The organism is Lelliottia sp. RWM.1, from assembly GCF_016859735.1.
GTDB lineage: Bacteria > Pseudomonadota > Gammaproteobacteria > Enterobacterales > Enterobacteriaceae > Enterobacter.
The window spans coordinates 1-18,594 of record NZ_WLVC01000054.1 but is presented as its reverse complement, the minus strand read 5'-3'; the positions used below and the strand labels follow the sequence as shown (position 1 = coordinate 18,594).

At 50.9% G+C, this 18,594-nt stretch carries 15 protein-coding genes and 1 pseudogene; 9 read left to right on the top strand and 7 right to left on the bottom strand.

Annotated elements, in window-relative coordinates; all coding sequences use genetic code 11:
* Positions 1 to 11: 11 nt before the first annotated feature.
* The 6 genes from silP to silC form a co-directional block, all read right to left on the bottom strand.
* Positions 12 to 2,459: an Ag(+)-translocating P-type ATPase SilP gene (gene silP, locus GF617_RS23835; RefSeq protein WP_023327683.1), complete on the bottom strand. Its 2,448-nt coding sequence runs from the start codon at positions 2,457 to 2,459 to the stop codon at positions 12 to 14.
* 126 nt (positions 2,460 to 2,585) lie between these two features.
* Positions 2,586 to 3,026 (bottom strand): DUF411 domain-containing protein, encoded by a 441-nt coding sequence (locus GF617_RS23830; RefSeq protein ID WP_008322815.1) that lies wholly within the window; start codon positions 3,024 to 3,026, stop codon positions 2,586 to 2,588.
* Between the two features lie 86 nt (positions 3,027 to 3,112).
* Positions 3,113 to 6,259, bottom strand: a complete 3,147-nt coding sequence (silA, locus tag GF617_RS23825) for a Cu(+)/Ag(+) efflux RND transporter permease subunit SilA (RefSeq protein ID WP_000574021.1) — start codon at positions 6,257 to 6,259, stop codon at positions 3,113 to 3,115.
* A 10-nt stretch (positions 6,260 to 6,269) separates the two neighbouring features.
* Positions 6,270 to 7,562, bottom strand: coding sequence for a Cu(+)/Ag(+) efflux RND transporter periplasmic adaptor subunit SilB (gene silB, locus GF617_RS23820; protein ID WP_001485328.1), 1,293 nt, complete (start codon positions 7,560 to 7,562; stop codon positions 6,270 to 6,272).
* Between the two features lie 113 nt (positions 7,563 to 7,675).
* Positions 7,676 to 8,029: a cation efflux system protein CusF gene (gene cusF / locus GF617_RS23815; RefSeq protein ID WP_001246153.1), complete on the bottom strand. Its 354-nt coding sequence runs from the start codon at positions 8,027 to 8,029 to the stop codon at positions 7,676 to 7,678.
* 28 nt (positions 8,030 to 8,057) lie between these two features.
* Positions 8,058 to 9,443 carry a Cu(+)/Ag(+) efflux RND transporter outer membrane channel SilC gene (gene silC, locus GF617_RS23810; protein ID WP_000475512.1) on the bottom strand — a complete coding sequence of 462 codons (1,386 nt, stop codon included), beginning with the start codon at positions 9,441 to 9,443 and terminating at the stop codon, positions 8,058 to 8,060.
* A 189-nt stretch (positions 9,444 to 9,632) separates the two neighbouring features.
* On the opposite strand from silC, the gene silR reads away from it, so the two are divergent.
* The 4 genes from silR to GF617_RS23790 all read left to right on the top strand — a co-directional run bounded on the left by silR (position 9,633) and on the right by GF617_RS23790 (position 12,954).
* A complete protein-coding gene (gene silR / locus GF617_RS23805) occupies positions 9,633 to 10,313 on the top strand; it encodes a copper/silver response regulator transcription factor SilR (protein ID WP_001572351.1) in 681 nt (226 codons plus the stop codon).
* On the top strand, positions 10,306 to 11,781 hold the full coding sequence (gene silS, locus GF617_RS23800; RefSeq protein WP_040119795.1) for a copper/silver sensor histidine kinase SilS: 1,476 nt from the start codon (positions 10,306 to 10,308) through the stop codon (positions 11,779 to 11,781). The genes silR and silS overlap by 8 nt, the downstream gene beginning before the upstream one ends.
* A 245-nt stretch (positions 11,782 to 12,026) precedes the next feature.
* Positions 12,027 to 12,458 carry a silver-binding protein SilE gene (gene silE, locus GF617_RS23795; RefSeq protein ID WP_007374411.1) on the top strand — a complete coding sequence of 144 codons (432 nt, stop codon included), beginning with the start codon at positions 12,027 to 12,029 and terminating at the stop codon, positions 12,456 to 12,458.
* A 145-nt stretch (positions 12,459 to 12,603) separates the two neighbouring features.
* Positions 12,604 to 12,954, top strand: a complete 351-nt coding sequence (locus tag GF617_RS23790; protein ID WP_032716639.1) for a DUF305 domain-containing protein — start codon at positions 12,604 to 12,606, stop codon at positions 12,952 to 12,954.
* A gap of 407 nt (positions 12,955 to 13,361) precedes the next feature.
* Here the strand turns inward: GF617_RS23790 and GF617_RS23785 are convergent, their stop codons facing one another.
* The gene (locus tag GF617_RS23785) at positions 13,362 to 14,270 is read right to left on the bottom strand and encodes an HNH endonuclease (RefSeq protein WP_007374408.1); all 909 of its coding nucleotides are present in this window, start codon (positions 14,268 to 14,270) and stop codon (positions 13,362 to 13,364) included.
* An 860-nt stretch (positions 14,271 to 15,130) separates the two neighbouring features.
* On the opposite strand from GF617_RS23785, the gene GF617_RS23780 reads away from it, so the two are divergent.
* The 5 genes and pseudogenes from GF617_RS23780 to GF617_RS23760 all read left to right on the top strand — a co-directional run.
* Positions 15,131 to 15,457, top strand: coding sequence for a hypothetical protein (locus GF617_RS23780; protein ID WP_035943297.1), 327 nt, complete (start codon positions 15,131 to 15,133; stop codon positions 15,455 to 15,457).
* Positions 15,458 to 15,522: 65 nt separating this feature from the next.
* Complete coding sequence (locus tag GF617_RS23775) at positions 15,523 to 15,831, top strand: hypothetical protein (RefSeq protein WP_007374370.1); 309 nt, start codon at positions 15,523 to 15,525, stop codon at positions 15,829 to 15,831.
* 34 nt (positions 15,832 to 15,865) lie between these two features.
* Positions 15,866 to 16,588 (top strand): hypothetical protein, encoded by a 723-nt coding sequence (locus GF617_RS23770; RefSeq protein WP_007374369.1) that lies wholly within the window; start codon positions 15,866 to 15,868, stop codon positions 16,586 to 16,588.
* Between the two features lie 89 nt (positions 16,589 to 16,677).
* On the top strand, positions 16,678 to 17,382 hold the full coding sequence (locus GF617_RS23765) for a site-specific integrase (RefSeq protein WP_236946469.1): 705 nt from the start codon (positions 16,678 to 16,680) through the stop codon (positions 17,380 to 17,382).
* Between the two features lie 18 nt (positions 17,383 to 17,400).
* A pseudogene (locus GF617_RS23760) lies at positions 17,401 to 18,516 on the top strand (hypothetical protein); the annotation flags it as partial.
* Positions 18,517 to 18,594: the final 78 nt, after the last annotated feature.

Below are 18,594 nucleotides of genomic sequence, written 5' to 3'. Positions count from 1 at the left end.
TTCACTCAGTGTTATTTCCCGAGCCTGACACTTTTCAGACGCAACGCATTTGCAATGACGCTAACGGAGGAAAGGGCCATGGCCGCCGCCGCAATAACTGGCGACAGCAGTATTCCATACACAGGATAAAGCAGACCTGCAGCTACAGGCACCCCAAGAGCATTGTAGATAAACGCAAAAAACAGATTCTGCCGGATATTTTTCATGGTGATCTCTGACAGATGACGGGCCCTGTTGAGTATCATCAAATCGCCTTTGAGAAGGGTAACGCCAGCACTTTCTATTGCCACATCTGTACCCGTTCCCATGGCTATACCCACGTCAGCCGCTGCCAGCGCCGGGGCATCATTCACACCGTCTCCGGCCATCGCAACCACATGGCCAGACTCTTTCAGTCGGGTTATCACTGCTTTTTTGCCATCCGGCAGAATCCCGGCTTCAACCTCATCTATTCCCAGTTTCCGTGCGACTGCTTCAGCAGTAAGCTGGTTATCCCCGGTGAGCATAACAATGCGGATCCCCGCCTGACGCAAAGCTTTAAGCGCATCCGGCGTGGTTGCTTTCACGGGATCCGAGATAGCTATCAGGCCTGCAAGGTTCCCGTCTGTGGCCACATAGATAACGGTAGCGCCTTCCATCCGCAACGTATCCGCAACGGCCTTTTGATTATCAATAACGATACTGTTTTCCTGCATAGCCAGTTCATTACCAATAACAACCCGTTGACCTTCGACATCGCCTGAGACACCTTTCCCCGACGGGGCATTGAAATTACTGACGGCAGGTATCACGATCCCCTTTTCATGCGCGGCTCTGACAACAGCCATACCCAACGGATGCTGCGAACCTTTTTCCACTGCAGCTGTTACACGTAAAAGAGATATTTCCCCACCCGGACTGAGACTGATAATCCCTGTCACCGTAGGCGAACCTTCCGTGAGCGTGCCTGTTTTGTCGACAACCAGCGTGTCCACTTTTTCAAGACGCTCAAGGGCTTCGGCATTCTTGATTAACACCCCGGCCTGGGCGCCTTTGCCCACCCCCACCATTATCGACATCGGCGTGGCCAGTCCCAGCGCGCAGGGACAGGCAATAATCAGGACCGACACAGCCGCAATGAGACCGTGCGCCATCCTGGGCTCGGGCCCCCAGACAGACCAGATCAAGAAAGCAACAACCGCGATAAGTATCACCAGAGGAACAAACCAGCCTGAAACGCTGTCTGCCATTCTCTGGATGGGGGCACGCGAACGCTGTGCATCAGCGACCATCTGAACAATTCGTGAGAGCATCGTTTCATCACCGACTTTCTCTGCACGGATGATAAGACTACCTGTCTGATTAATCGTCCCCCCAATGACAGGGTCACCCTTCGTTTTGGTAACCGGCATAGACTCCCCGGTCACCATCGATTCATCCACGGTTGTTTTGCCTTCGATCACGATACCGTCGACCGGAATACTCTCTCCAGGTCTGATGCGGAGCTTATCGCCAGGCAGGACATCTTCCGCATTAATATCCGTTTCATGACCGTCATGATCCAGCCGTCTGGCGGTTTTGGGGGCAAGGTTCAGAAGCGCAGTAATGGCGCCTGAGGTTTGTTCCCGTGCCCGCAGCTCAAGAACCTGTCCCAGCAGAACAAGCACCGTAATAACTGCTGCGGCTTCAAAATAAACGGCCACCAGGCCATCCATGTTTCTGAACGATGCAGGAAACCAGGAGGGGAAGACGGTTGCAATGACGCTGTAAACCCAGGCTACGCCGGTCCCCATTGCAACAAGGGTAAACATATTCAGGGAGCGGTTACGTAACGACATTCCGGCCCGGGCGAAGAATGGCCAGCCACACCACAACACGACAGGGGAGGCCAGAAGCAACTGCAGCCATGTGTTGTACTGTGGCGGTACTGTATTCCTCAAGTCGGGAAACAGATGAGATCCCATTTCGAGTACCAGAACCGGAAACGCCAGCAACAACCCCAGCCAGAAGCGTCTTGTCATGTCGTGAAGTTCATCACTCGGCCCCGTGGATGCCGTAGCTACGAGCGGCTCCAGTGCCATTCCACAGACAGGACAGCTTCCGGGACCACTGCGGCGTATCTCCGGGTGCATCGGACATGTCCACACACCTTCAGAATTCTCTTTTTCCGCCTGGTTGTGAGGCTGTTTTATCTGATCAGGGCTGACTTCGTGATGATCGTGGTGATGGTGATGGGAATGTTCACTGGCATCTTCGGTAAAATAATGATCGGGATGGGCTTTAAATTTGCTCTCACAGCTGGCGGAGCAGAAATAAAGCTGATGGTCCTGGTATCGAATGCTGCTGTGCGCCTTGTCAGGCAGGATGACCATCCCGCACACGGGATCTCTCACCTTATGCAATACGTGGCCCTCGTCCGGGGATAATGTCTGCTCAGAAGCAGTCTGGTTGTTGTGTTGCACTGCATTGTCATTTTTCACAGTAACTCTCCTTATGCATACCGAAGCATCTTCTGTCTTCAGGGTATGTCATGGATGCGATTACCACGAATATCGCCGGCACAGGAGTGCCTGCTACCGGCGTCCCGTTATCAGCCGTTCCGCTGACTATTCGATTCGCTGGAAGACTTTTTTACTTCCATCCGGTGAGAATGCGATAACATCGTAAGCCTCTTTTCGGGCTCCCATCTCCATTCCAGGACTTCCTGCTGGCATACCGGGGGTGGCGAGACCGTATATACCCGAACCAGACTGCATTGCCTTATGTATCGTTGTCGCAGGCACATGGCCTTCAATGATCAAATTACCGGCAACCGCGGTATGACAACTTCGTAGTCCTGCAGGAACAGCATGCTTTTCTTTCAGGGCTGACAGCGCCTGATCATTCATGACGTGAGTTCGTACTTCGAACCCGTCTTTTTCCATCGCTTTGCCCCACAGGGAACAACAGCCACAGTTTTCAGATTTGTACATATCAATCACTTTTTCACTCGCCATCGCGGGTAGTGAAAGGCCGAGAGCCAGCGCCATTAGAACCACTTTTTTCATACTCACCTCTGTATATTATCGATATAAACCCTGACGTCAGGGTGAATCAGTAAAGAAGGACACCCACAGGGGGTGCCCTTTCAGGTTCAGGACACGCTTTTTTTATGTCTGCGCAGCCAGATTAATTTGTAGGCGGCAGGAATAATGAACAGGGACAGCAGCGGAGCCGTGATCATCCCACCAATCATGGGTGCCGCAATACGGCTCATGACTTCTGAACCTGCGCCGGTTCCCCAGAGTATTGGCAGCAGACCCGCAATGATCACCGCCACGGTCATGGCTTTCGGCCGGACACGCAGTACGGCACCATGATAGAGGGCTTCATCAAGACCTTCCGGTGTGAACGTCTCTTTACGGGACAATTCCGGGTGCGCTTCAATGGCATGACGCAGATACATCAGCATGACCACGCCAAACTCTGCTGCCACCCCGGCCAGGGCGATAAACCCGGTTCCGGTCGCCACTGACATATGGAAGCCCTGCCAGTACAGGAACCATATTCCGCCAACCAGGGCGAACGGCAGGCTCATCAGGATCAGCAGGGCTTCGTCAACCCGGCGGAATGCCAGATACAACAGGATGAAAATGATCATCACCGTCATCGGCACCATCAGCTTCAGTTTCTTGTTGGCATGCTCAAGCAGTTCAAACTGTCCGGAGAATGCCACACTGGTTCCCGGTCTCAGTTTCACTTTCTCGCTGATGGCCGTCTTAATGTCGTTAACCACCGACACCATGTCCCTGCCGCGGGCATCAACATAAATCCAGCTGGCTGGCCGGGCATTTTCGGTTTTCAGCATGGTTGGTCCAGAAACGACGTTAATATCCGCGACATCGCCCAGCGTGATCTGCTGCTTCATCGGGGTCAGGATCGGCATCTGTTTCAGCGCCTGCGGACTGTTCCGGTAATCCTGCGGGTAGCGAATGTTAATAGGGTACCGGGCCACCCCTTCAACCGTCTCACCCACCATAGCACCTCCGATTGCTGAAGAGACGAACAGCTGGACATCACCTACCGTCATCCCGTAGCGGGAGGCTTTCTCCCGGTTGATATCGATATCGATGTAGCGCCCGCCCTCAAGTCGCTCAGCCAGGACAGACACCACGCCAGGCACGGTTTTGGCTACCGCCTCGATACTCTGCGCCGTCGCGTCGATATCGGACAGAACAGTCCCGGACACTTTGATACCTATCGGGCTTTTGATCCCGGTTGAGAGCATATCAATACGGTTACGGATAGGCGGCACCCAGAGGTTTGCCAGACCCGGTAAACGGACTGTCCTGTCGAGTTCATCAATAATCTTGTCAATTGTCATGCCGGGACGCCACTGATCCTCAGGTTTGAGCTGGATCGTGGTTTCCACCATTTCGAGCGGCGCGGAATCCGTTGCGGTCTCTGCTTTACCGGTCTTGCCAAATACAGAAGCCACTTCAGGAACGCTTTTGATTAACTTGTCTGTTGTCTGCAGGAGCGCTGCAGCTTCTGCCGGAGAGACGCCAGGCAAGGTCGACGGCATATACAGCAGATCGCCCTCGTTAATCTTCGGCAGAAATTCACCGCCCACCTGACTCAGTGGCCAGATAACCGTGAAAATGGACAAGGCCGCAACCAGCAGGGTTGTTTTTGGCCAGTGGAGGACCCGCAGCAGCAAAGGATGATACGCTTTGATCAGCACCCGGTTCAGGGGGTTACTTGTCTCGGCAGGAATTTTCCCCCGGATCCAGAATCCCATCAGAATAGGAATGACGATGATGGCCAGTGCGGCCGCTCCCGCCATGGAGTACGTTTTCGTGAATGCCAGCGGGCCAAACAGACGACCTTCCTGCCCTTCCAGGGTAAAGATAGGAATAAAGGACAGGGTGATGATCAGCAGGCTAATGAACAACGCGGGTCCCACTTCCACGGAGGCGTCGGTAATCACCTTCCAGCGGGTGGCGTTGTCAATCTGCTCACCCGGATGCTGATGATCCCACTCCTCAAGCCGTTTGTGCGCATTTTCAATCATCACAATGGCGGCATCCACCATCGCACCGACGGCAATCGCTATCCCTCCCAGCGACATGATATTGGCGTTCAGTCCCTGGAAGTGCATGACGATAAAGGCGATACACAGGCCAAGCGGCAGAGAGATAATCGCCACCAAGGCAGAACGTACGTGCCACAGGAACAGAGCACAGACGATGGCCACCACGATAAACTCTTCCAGAAGTTTGGAACTGAGGTTATCAATCGCCCGGTCGATTAACTGGCTGCGATCGTAGGTGGTCACGATTTCAACGCCTTCCGGCAGGCTGGCCTTCAGCGTCTCCAGTTTATCCCTCACTGCCGTGATAACGTCGCGCGCATTTTTACCCGACCGCAGGATCACCACGCCGCCAGCGACTTCTCCCTGGCCGTTCAGCTCGGCAATACCACGCCTCATTTCGGGCCCGGTCTGCACGCGGGCAACATCCCGCAGATAAACCGGCACGCCGTTCTCACCTGTTTTCAGGACGATGTTATTAAAATCATCAATGCTCTGAAGATAACCGCTGGCACGGACCATATACTCCGCTTCGGCCATTTCAACGGATGAGCCACCGGCCTCCTGGTTAGACGATTCAAGTGCCTGTTTCACTTCGGGCAGGCTGATACCGTACTGGGACAGTTTTACCGGATTGACCTGAATCTGGTACTGTTTCACCACGCCGCCAACCGAAGCGACCTCAGCCACGTTCGGGATGGTTTTCAGCTCAAATTTCAGGAACCAGTCCTGCAGAGAGCGCAGTTCTGAAAGGTCGTGTTTTCCGTTGCGATCGACAAGGGCATATTCAAATATCCAGCCCACTCCCGTGGCGTCCGGGCCGATTTCAGAGCTCACACCCGCAGGCAGTTTGCCCTGAACCTGATTCAGGTATTCCAGCACGCGCGAACGGGCCCAGTACAGATCGGTGCCGTCTTCAAAAATGACATACACATACGAATCACCGAACTGTGAAAAGCCACGCACGGTTTTTGCGCCAGGTACGGACAGCATGGTGGTGGTAAGCGGATAGGTGACCTGGTTTTCTACAATCTGCGGGGCCTGTCCGGGATAGCTGGTTTTAATAATGACCTGCACATCTGACAGGTCAGGCAGCGCATCGACCGGCGTGTTAATTATCGTCCATGTGCCCCAGATGCTGAGAAACAGTGCGCCCATCATGACCAGGAAACGGTTGGCGACAGAGCGCCGGATAATCCATTCAATCATCGTCGTCTCCTCAGTGCCCTGAATGCATATTTACAGGCTGCTCAGACATTGCTGGCATACTGTTTTCTGTTTTTTCAGGGTGGCGCATACGTTCCAGCGCGCCCGTAATATTGGCTTCGGAGTCAATGAGGAACAGGCCACTGACCACCACGGTATCGCCTTCATTCAGGCCGGAGCCAATGCCGGACTGTTGCTGTGATTCATGCAGAACGTGGATCTGTTTCGGCACAAACTTGCCTTCATCATCAACAGTAATCACGCGCTGTTCTTTGCCGGTATCGATAACGGCCTGGCTTGGTATCAGCAGCATCTCCTGGCTCTTGGTATTCAGTTTCAGATAGGCATTCATGCCCGGCTTGAGAAACTCATCCTTATTAGAAACCTGGAGACGGACCTGAAGCGTACGGGTTGTCTGATCCACGCTGGGAAGAATGTTCCATTTTTCGACATGGAATGTTTTATCCGGATAAGCCGGTACCGAAATTTCAAACTGCGACGTATCTTTCAGCAGATAGGCGATAGATTCTGGCACTGCAGCGCTGATCCAGACCGGGTCCATCCCCTGAATCTGAGCCACTACTTTATCTTTCGAAATATTCATTCCGGTGCGCAGGTCAAACGCAGTAATGACACCATCAATAGGTGCTTTAATGGTAAAACGGGTCTGGATTGTGCGGGTTGAACGCAGCCTTTGAATATCCTCTTCCGGCATACCAGCCAGACGAAGTCGCTCCAGAACCCCTTTTATCTGGGTTGACGTACCGCCTGTACCGGATAACAGCAGGAACTCACTTTGTGCCTCAACCCATTCAGGAATGGTGATATCGATAAGCGGAGTGCCTTTCTTCACATGATCGCCAATCGTCAGGGGATACACTTTTTCGACGAAACCGTCAGAACGCGCCTGCACAATGACAAACTGATACTCGTTGTAACTGACATTAGCCGGGATTGTCTGGGAATAATTCAGCATTCCTCGCGTAACTTTTTGCGTTTTTAATCCCAGATTCTGAACCTGGGTTGGATCGATACGGATCCCGCCACTGCTTTTATCGCCACTTTCATCAGCATATTTCGGCACCAGGTCCATATCCATAAAGGGAGATTTTCCGGGTTTATCAAATTTGGTATCCGGTTTCATCGGGTCATACCAGAAAAGTACCTTTCGCTCCGGTGCCTTTTGTTCGGTTTGTACTGTTTTTTGTGATGAGTTTACATACTGCCAGGCAGTAACCGATATCAGCCCCCCTGCTATGAGGCTGCTGATAATTATTGCAGCATATTTTATCTTTAAAGAAGCCATACAATTTCTCGCTGAAAAATCAAAACACCTGGCATATGCGCCCGATCATTCATTCACAGTAATCCCTTAATGAATGTTCAGGCGCACTGGATGTATTCGCTCCGGACTGATAATCAGGATTGCGTAACGTTAATGCTTTTGAGTAAGGAGATATTGCCCTGCTGAATAAACGAGAAATCGACATGGTTGCCGGTTTTCAGGGCATTGATAGCGTCGTCTGCATTAACAAAAGTGAAGCGCATGGTCATTGCAGGCCAGCCCACAGCAGGGATTGCTTCGTGCGAAATGGTAATCTTTTTACTATTCATATCAATGTCTTTAACGACACCGGTGCCCTTGATAACCTGCTGTACCGAAGCATCACTGGCAGCATTCATATCGCCATGCTGATGTGTTTCAGCATGAAGACCGGCAGAAAACATGACAGAGAAGGCACCAAATAAAACGGCTTTAAGTGAATTACGCATTTTTAATTTCCTGATTAATTAAATAAATTTACTCTACCCAACCGCCACCCAGCGCGGTAAACAGATTAATTTCGTTAACCTGTCGGGAATAGGTAAGATCGAGAATGGTTTGCTGCGTAGCGAAGAGGGAACGTTCTGCATCCAGCACTTCGATGTAACTGACAGCACCACTTGCATATAATCCTCTGGCACGCTGGAGAGTTATCTGAAGTGAATCAAGATAACGCTGCTGTGACTCAAGTTGCTGGCTAAGGCTGTCGCGCAGCGCAAGCGTGTCGGAAACATCCTTAAAGGCTGACTGAATTTTTTGTTCGTAATTAACCACCGATTGTTGCTGGCGAATTTCAGCCAGCTTCAGATTGGCTTTATTCCTGCCAGCATTAAAAATAGGAATTTCAATTTTAGGGATAAAATTCCACATTCCACTTCCTGACGTAAACAGGCTTGACAGCTCCGTACTGCTTGCGGAAAGACCACTGGTCAGGGTAATGGAGGGGAAAAAGGCCGCTCGCGCTGCGCCAATATTGGCATCAGCCGCTTTCAGCTGATATTCCGCTTCCATAATATCCGGTCGCTGCAGCAAAATTTGTGAAGATAGATTTGGTGGCAATTTTACTGGTGCGATCTCCCCGCCTTTCATCCCTTTTTCTGACGGAAGTGCGCGGTACGTTCCCAGCACCAGTTGCAGGGCATTGTTTGCCTGAGCCAGATCGCCTTCTCGTTTGGCTATTTCGGCGCGGGTACTTTCGATTTGTCCTCTCGCCTGTTCAAGTGCCAGAACGTTCGTACTCCCGGTCACGAGCTGTTGCTCAACGAAAGCATAGGACTGTTCATAATTTTTCAGCGTTTCCCGCGCAATACGGAGTTGTTCGTACGCCAGTTGCTGGCTGAAATAGCTCTGTGAAACGTTGGAGACCAGCAGGATGTGTACGGCACGACGGGCTTCTTCGCTGGCAAAGTAGTTCTGGCGATCAGCCTCACTCATGTTCTTAAGTTTGCCAAAAAAATCGAGCTCATAGCTGAGCTCCAGACCCGCGTCGTACTCCTGTGTGGTCGGCTTGTCACCTTTCAGACCACCGTTGTATGTGATCCCGGATGAGGCATTCAGTTGGGGATAACGATCTGCATCCGTGACGTTGAACTGGGCCCGGGCCTCTTCAACCTTCAGGGCAGCCATTCTCAAATCACGGTTATTATTCAGGGCTTCACCGATCAGCCTGCTGACCTGGGGATCGACAAAAAAGTTTCGCCAGCCCGTATCCTGATAGCTGTTTACCGCAGGCGTCAGACTGTTTTTAGACAATGAAAACTGCTGGGGAACCGGAGCTGGCGGACGCTGATATTCAGGTGCCAGAGAAACACAACCAGCCAGGATGAATATGGTACTGATGCTGAGTAATTTTAATTTGAACATAACGCTTCTCGTACAGGCAGACCTGGTAAATGGTTCAAACGAAGTCCAGAGTATTGATAGGGATACTTTACCGAACGCTCTCTGTTTGCCGGGTGACAGGATAATGACAATGTTGTCATTTTTGCTGTAATCCGTTGATAACGATCGTGGGCGCAATAAAATGACATTAGCAGCCAGCCGGGGAGCATGATGAAAATATTAATCGTTGAAGACGAAATTAAAACAGGTGAATATCTCAGCAAGGGGCTGACAGAGGCGGGGTTCGTCGTGGATCACGCTGATAATGGTCTGACCGGATATCATCTTGCCATGACAGCCGAGTATGATTTAGTCATCCTGGATATCATGCTGCCTGATGTAAACGGCTGGGATATCATCCGTATGCTGCGCAGTGCCGGAAAGGGGATGCCGGTATTACTGCTGACGGCCCTTGGCACGATTGAACACAGGGTCAAAGGACTTGAGCTGGGTGCGGACGATTATCTGGTGAAGCCCTTTGCGTTTGCTGAACTGCTCGCCCGGGTAAGAACCCTCCTCAGGCGGGGAAACACGATGATCACGGAAAGCCAGCTTAAAGTGGCTGACCTCTCGGTTGATCTCGTATCCAGAAAAGTCAGCCGCGCCGGGAACCGCATTGTGCTCACCAGTAAAGAGTTCAGCTTGCTGGAATTCTTCATTCGCCATCAGGGAGAAGTTCTTCCCCGCTCCCTGATTGCCTCTCAGGTCTGGGACATGAATTTTGACAGCGACACTAACGCGATTGATGTCGCAGTAAAGCGACTCCGCGCTAAAATAGACAACGATTACGGGACAAAACTGATCCAGACAGTGCGGGGCGTGGGCTACATGCTGGAGATCCCGGATGCATAGCAAACCGTCCAGACGACCTTTCTCACTCGCTCTGCGGCTGACCTTTTTTATCAGCCTGTCCACAATACTGGCGTTTATCGCCTTCACCTGGTTTATGCTGCATTCTGTTGAAAAGCATTTTGCCGAGCAGGATGTCAGCGATCTGCAACAAATCAGCACCACACTGAGCCGTATACTCCAGTCCCCGGCAGATCCGGATGAAAAAAAAGTAAGCAAAATAAAGGAATCAATTGCCAGCTACCGCAACGTTGCCCTTTTGCTCCTCAATCCCAGGGGTGAAGTGCTCTTGAGCTCAGCTCAGGGGGCGGCACTACGCCCGGCAGTGAATTCAGCAGATTTTAGCGAGCACAGCCGCGCACGGGATGTCTTTCTCTGGACGGTGGAGGATCCTGCGGGACCGATGGATACCGGGTCCGGAATGAAGATGGAAACATACCGGATTATCGCCTCCTCTGGCCAGGCGATATTTCAGGGCAAACAGCAGAACTATGTCATGCTGACTGGCCTCTCCATTAATTTCCATCTCCATTACCTTGATGCGCTGAAAAAAAATCTGATTGCAATCGCTGTTGTGATAAGCCTGCTGATTGTTCTGATCATTCGCATCGCTGTCCGTCAGGGGCATCTGCCCCTTCGTAATGTCAGCAATGCCATTAAAAGCATCACCTCCGAGAATCTTGATGCGCGGCTGGAACCGACACGGGTTCCCATTGAGCTGGAGCAACTGGTTATCTCGTTCAATCATATGATTGGAAAGATTGAGGATGTCTTTACCCGCCAGGCCAATTTCTCTGCCGATATCGCGCACGAGATCAGAACGCCCATCACCAATCTGGTGACACAGACTGAAATCGCGCTGAGTCAGGATCGAACCCAGAAGGAACTTGAGGATGTCCTCTACTCCAGCCTGGAAGAGTATAACCGGATGACCAAAATGGTCAGCGACATGCTGTTCCTGGCGCAGGCAGACAATAATCAGCTGATACCTGACAGGGTCATGTTTGACCTCAGAGCGGAAGTCATGAAAGTCTTCGAGTTTTTCGAAGCCTGGGCCGAAGAACGCAATATCACGCTCAAATTTGACGGGATGCCCTGCCTGGTTGAGGGAGATCCACAAATGTTCAGAAGGGCGATCAATAATCTGTTATCCAATGCCCTGCGTTATACCCCGGAGGGACAGGCAATCACCGTCTCAATAAGAGAGCAGGAGAGCTTTTTTGACCTTGTGATTGAAAATCCGGGGAAACCGATCCCTGAAGAACATTTATCAAGGCTGTTTGACCGTTTTTATCGGGTGGATCCATCCAGACAACGAAAAGGAGAAGGCAGCGGCATCGGCCTTGCGATTGTGAAGTCCATCGTGGAAGCACATCACGGAAGAGTGCAGGTGGAATCGGACGTACGTTCAACTCGTTTTATCCTATCCGTGCCCAGACTGGAGAAAATGATTCCGGAAACCCAGTACTGAGAATAAAGATTTAAATGACAAAGATGTCATTAGCCTGTCATGCAGCAAACAGAAGCTATTCGATATAATTAGTGCAACTTATCAGGAAGGCATTATTACTTCATCCATACACGGCATCAGCACAAGCCAGGAGTTGTATTAAAGCCTCATCCCGGCGGAATAAGGTCTGTAGAGTTGTCAGTTGTACTACTGAGGACACAGATCGAAATTCACGGACATCACTAATTCAGAAATGGAGAGTTACCATGAAAAATATCGTCTTAGCATCAGTGTTAGGTTTGAGCTTAATTTCTACGGCCTGGGCCACTGAAACTGTAAATATCCATGAGCGTGTCAATAATGCTCAGGCTCCGGCCCATCAGATGCAGTCTTCTTCAACTCCAGCCGCCATCCAGGGGGCAGCTCCACGGATGGCCGGTATGGATCAGCATGAACAGGCTATTATTGTTCATGAAACCATGAACAATGGTTCAGCAGATGCACATAAAAAAATGGCGGAAAGTCATCAGAAGATGATGGGAACTGGCACCGTTAACGCTTCCCGTCCGGCGACTTCGTTTGCGGCGATGAATGAACATGAAAGAGCAGCTGTTGCCCATGAATTTACGAATAACGGTCAGTCCGGCCCCCATCAGGCTATGGCTGATGCACACCGCCGCATGATCAATGCGGGCTGATGACAACTGAAGTTTCCGTGCGGTTACCCTTTCCTTGATAGATTGTCCCTTATACGGATATGTTGTTATTTTTTGCCCCCTTCAGGGGGCTTTTTTGTCTGACTCAGCTAAACTTATCCGGTAACCATCTGAAAGGGTTTATTATATGAAAATCACAAATTCGCTTTTTGTTATACTGATGTTATCCCTGCCAGCGATTTCCGCAGAACATTCAGAAATGAAAATGTCAGATATATCCTCATCGGCATCGTCACAGGAATATATGTCCGGCATGAAAGGTATGCATGACAAAATGATGGCCGCTGTAAAAGATTCCGATCCCGACAAGGCTTTTGCGAAAGGCATGGTAGCACACCATGAAGGGGCAATAGCAATGGCTGAGACCGAGCTAAAATACGGAAAAGATCCGGAAATGAGAAAGCTCGCGCAGGACATCATTAAAGCTCAAAAAGGTGAAATTGAGCAGATGAATAAATGGCTTGGTAATCAAAAATAATGATTGCGGAAATAATATATTGCGCGTACAGTCAGAGTGTTCCCGGGCACGGGAACCTGTTAATCGTTAATTAATCAAAACCCGATTCATTTCGGGTTTTTCCTTTTAAAACCCCCAACGCATGCACTGCACCGAGTGAAATTCACCTGAGCCAATTCTGCTTGCTTATTATTTCGATGGGAATTGCTGATTTTAATTAAGTCTATGTTTTAAAAGCGTTTCTCATGCCTGGGTTTGGCAGGGGTTCGTCCTGTTCTCTGGTCATGCGCAATGGCAATTCGCAGTCAGGGCTCAAGACTACTTTTACCTCTTTTTTAACAGAAAGTTTCTGGACCCGATACTTGCCGGAAACATCATCTGCTGTTCATCCCGACCAATAAAACGAAGGTATCACTCTCGTTTGAATCTCACTTACTTTCCATTTTGTAATAAAGAATCAAGTTTTCCAGTGATATATCAATACCAACTTTTTTTAATAACCTTTTTCGCGCAGTGTATATTTCTTTCAGCATATCTTCATAACCCTGACCAAGGTGAATTTGTTTATGGCAATTGCAACACAGAGATATGATATTTTCTTCAACATCAAGAGATGTGTCAAAAGCATCTTGCCTGGACATAGGTACAATGTGATGAGGTTCTGTGTAATTTAAGGATGAATTTCGCCTTCTGAATGTTGGGTGGTCACTATCGACTTCACATCTGTAACCTGCTTTATTCAGCGCATTTTGGGATACGCCTTTACTCCTGGGATACGAGAGGCCATTTTTTACTTCTATTGCATTTTTCTTTGGTTTGGCTTCCCCTGTATATTCAAACGTCTGAACGTTGTCAAAGATATTACTTTTCTCTATGGCATTGATCAACTCATCGTCAGAGTAATACTCACTGCTGGCCATTTCTGTTGTACCAAAAAAATCCAGTTCGTTAATTGCCTGAACAAGTTCCTCACGAATTGTCCATAAGTTTCTTTTGGGTTTTCCGCCGATTTCTTTACTCTTCATTACGGTAATGAATTTTGTACCGGATGCGATATTTCCGACACCTTTAACCTCGAATCTACCAAGTTCTTTTTGAACTCTGCCACCCAGTCCGTTTATGACTCCATTAGCACTCATGCTGTGCAGGTCGTACTTCTTACCAATATCGAAGCATGTGCAGGAATGATTTGGCTCAATAAACCATTTTTTTAACGCTGCAATACTTTTTGTGTCAAAAACTTTATCATTTGTTAATAAAGTTTTCCATTCTTCCACACTGATATCAATGTCACAGACATACTCTCCATCAATCACTTCGCATATTTTTTTAATCACATTCATTCCCCTGTTATACAGATAGTCATAATGAAAATATAAAGCTTGCTAACCGGTATGGTTGCGTAAGGACCGTAGTCTCTCAGAGACCGTGCTTTCTTTTTTTTCAGGCCTGGACACTAAAGGGTCTGTTGCACCCCGAAAAAATTTGTTGCGGGGATTGCTCATTGAGATGAGCCTCTGCTCGATCATACCAGATCAGCAGGCTGCCCCCAATGCTATGGCTTCTTAGTTTGGCCATTATCCGGCCTTCCTCACGACCAATAAAATAGAGACATTACCCGTGACGCTGCCACCGTCTCAGCCCGGAACGATCAGTGAGCGCTTCTGATGACCTTCGGTTTTTTTAACGAAGCGGGTGGGATACGGTTTGTTGCTGAAATCTTAATAATAACCAACAACTGATGCTAATTTCGCACTTTTAACATATATGAATATAAATGTTATGAATAATTGCATTTACAGGAAATATCATGCGTTTTGTCATCCGGGATCCGAAAAAAGCCAGACCCGGATCTCCGGAACACGCCCCGGCGCGCGGCGGCGCAGAAACACAACATCTAGTGCTTCAGTCAGATGCATCTCATACCAGATGTTGTGTTTTCGCCCTGCCCCGTGACCCGGCACGCAGGGGGCGAAAAGGCCGCTTTGCTTATTTCGTGTGCGTGGTACACTTCCGGAAAGTCTCTTATCGCGCAAAAGTCGGATCAGGCTGAAACCCGCATCCGGTAATTTAATGGCGTGGTTATATGTCTGCTTATTATCAGGCGTGTGATTTTTACGTCGCGCGATAATACGAAAGGAAGAATGACGTCAGGGTGAGATGATTTCAGGGCGGGATAATTAACGTTGGGGAATAAATGCAAATTCAAGATCTGGGGTCGGATCTCATGAACCAGGAATATTGCAGTGTCTGGTTTTACTCCGGCCCCGCACCATACACCGGCGAGCCGCTGGTTGCCCTGCTTGATGAACTGGGAGGGCTGGTCGCCCGCAGGGAGGTTACTTCTGATCCATGCAGCTGGAGAATGCTGGCCGACCATGAGGCCCCTGCATTTTATCAGAGACCGGACGGGGCGCTGGAAGTACCCCTGAACTCGGACAGCATTTCGCCGGAATTGCCTCTGATCATGGCGGAGAGCGCGGAGCAAACCAGGAAAATGCCGCGTCCGCCCCATTATCGTTAGGGGACGATGACGCTGGTCGATACAAGCCTGACGGCGGGATTTACCAACAAGATAAGGAGCCCTGTATGGGGATGTTCGATACTGTCACGTTTCGCTACCGGATGCCGGACGGCGAAACGGAATCTGAATACCAGACCAAAGACCTGGACTGTGAATGTGCCTTTTACGAGATCTCCGCTGAGGGCCGTCTGCTCCGCTGGCCGGATGACGCAGATGAACTTAATGAGACCGGGTTTGACGGCTGCATCACCGTATGCGCCCGTCAGTGTTATCACCTGTACTTTAACCAGGGGCAGCTGGAATGGATCGAAGGATATTCCGGGGGAGACCGCTGGCCGTTTGAGCCGGGCCGTTTTATGCCGGACCAGGCCTGACGGGATTTAGCGAACTGGCAGGAGAACGAAATCAATGCAGGAAAATGTGGCAGAAGGAATGGCGGCTGTGGCCTCGCATCCGGTCACCGTGCAGGTGTTTATGCAGGGGCCAGGTATCTGGGGTAACGTGGCCACCGCGATTATTACGGCCGGAGCGGCAATTGCAGCTGTCATGCTGACGCACCGGTTCACGCTCCGGCGTGAGAAACGGGCATCAGACGAAAAGCTAAAACGGGAGCAGCATTTTATTGCCACCGAGCTGGTATTTCTGCTGGAAAATTTCGCCGAGTCCTGCTCCGATGTTGCAACTGATGCGGGTGAGAATAATGACGATCCCGAACCGACCCGAGAGCCAACCGTCGGCTATCCTGATCTCAGTTTCACAAACGTCAGTGGCGACTGGCAGGTTCTTGATGCACGTCTGATGTATCGAATCAGGGAGCTCATCGTTCTGCAGCAGGAAGCCCATAAAGCTATTGCGTTCGTCGCGGACGCAGACTGTTTCGGCCAGCGTTACGAATACTTCCGTGAGCGCCAGTATCAGTATGCCCGTCTGGGGCTAAAAGCCATCATCCAGGTCAGACGCCTGCGCAGGGTGGCCGAATTTCCAGAAACACGTCTTGCGATTTCGGAATGGTCAGCTCAGCGTGTTATGTGGGACGTATGGAGAAAGGCGCGTCGTCGGAGGGCTAAAGAAGCCGCTGAAGAAAGAAAAATGTTAGACGATCTGAACTACCCGGAGAACCTGGATTTGTGAGCAGCGTGATTCCCCATTCTCAGTCCTTTCATCAGACACCGTCGCTGCCGGTGACCATCGATTATCCGGCTGCGCTGGCACTGCGCCAGATGGCTCTGGTGCATGATGAACTGCCAAAATATCTGCTGGCCCCGGAAATCAATGCCCTGCTGCATTATGTCCCGGACCTGCACCGCAGGATGTTACTGGCCACCCTGTGGAACACCGGCGCGCGCATCAACGAAGCCCTGGCCCTGACGCGGGGGGATTTTTCGCTGGTATCACCGTATCCGTTTGTGCAGCTGGCCACCCTCAAACAGCGTGAAGAGAAAGCGGCCCGCAGTGCCGGCCGGACACCCGCCGGTGCCACGCCCCACCGTCTGGTCCCGCTGTCAGATAACCTCTATGTCAGCCAGCTGGAGATGATGGTGGCCACCCTGAAAATTCCGCTCGAACGCAGAAACAAACGCACCGGCCGGACCGAAAAGGCGCGACTGTGGGAAATCACTGACCGTACGGTAAGAACGTGGATTAGTGAAGCCGTGGACGCTGCAGCGGCCGACGGCGTGACATTCTCTGTGCCGGTGACGCCGCACACGTTCCGGCACAGCTATGCCATGCACATGCTCTACGCCGGTATTCCGCTCAAGGTGCTGCAGAGTCTGATGGGACACAAATCGGTCAGCTCGACGGAAGTCTACACGAAGGTGTTCGCGCTCGATGTCGCCGCCCGCCACCGTGTACAGTTTTCAATGCCTGAACAGGACGCCGTCACCCTGCTCCGACAACAGTCATCTGACACACTCCGTAACTGACATTCTGAGGACATATCCATGGCCATGCAGCTGGTTCGCAAGAAAAACCCCACAGGTGGATCAATCCGCTGGCTGCGGCCCGAGGAGGAAGACGCCGTCAAGGCTTACTACAGCTCTCGCGAGCCGCTGAGTACTGGCGAACTGGCATTAGCCGGTTCGGTACTTCAGGAAATGCGGCAGAAAGAGGCCTGGCTTGAATGTGACTGCGTACGTGGAGAACACCCAGCCCGCAACAGCGCAAACCTGATGAAGGATACCGGCACACTCTTCCTGGCAGGATTCAGCCACGAACATGATATTTCCTGCCGTATGTACCGCCCTTTCAGTGGGGATGAAGGAGCAACCCGTGCCGGCACCCGAAAAACTGCAGGCAGCAGACGAATAAGCTACCGCGATTTTCTACCTCTGGATGATGCCGCTACCACTGTTAAAGCTCCAGGACGTCCCGCCACACCGGCTGACGATCGTACCCGTCGTACCCGCCGCCCGCGTATAGCGCGGCTGCTGCTTACTCTTATTGAGGACGCAGGTATTAACCGCCTTGACTCCCTGTATCCGCTTCCCTCCCGCAGCGTCTCTGAATCCATAAAGATGCTCAGGAACGTTACGGAACAAACAGAATTTATACGTGGTCGCCAGCTTTCTGAGATCGTGCGGTTTTCTCCAGGTATGAGCGAAAACGGCAGGGAACAACTAATGAAGACGCTTGAACGTCCGGATGCACACTGGCCTGCAAACAAAACGCGGATGTTCTTTCAGATTTTTACGTCCACGAAGGTTTCCCGGGACGAAGTCTCGTTCATCTGGCCGGACGGTGAACAGGTCTTCCGCCCGGAGCGAGGGGTGAGCATTAACGGCGAAGCGCAGGATGGCGCCAGACCACCCTATTGGGTGATACTGGCATTTCGCAGAGGTATGGATGGCTCTGTTATCTGCAGCGAAGGTTATGCACATGCCCTGTTCAGGCGCGGATGCCCGGTGCCAGTTGACAGTGGGCTTGAACGCAGCACGCTTGAAAGTCTCTCAGAAGCGGTTGAATGGCTGGCAAAAAAAACGGATGCGCCGGCGCTAAGCCTTGAAAAGCCCCTTTTTGATATCGAGGTGGATGTCGAAGGTGAAAAAGGATTCGTGTTGCTGACCTGCTCCCCGTTGATTAGTACACCCCGATGTTAGTAATGTCTTCATAAGCCACATGAGGACATCCCCATGAAG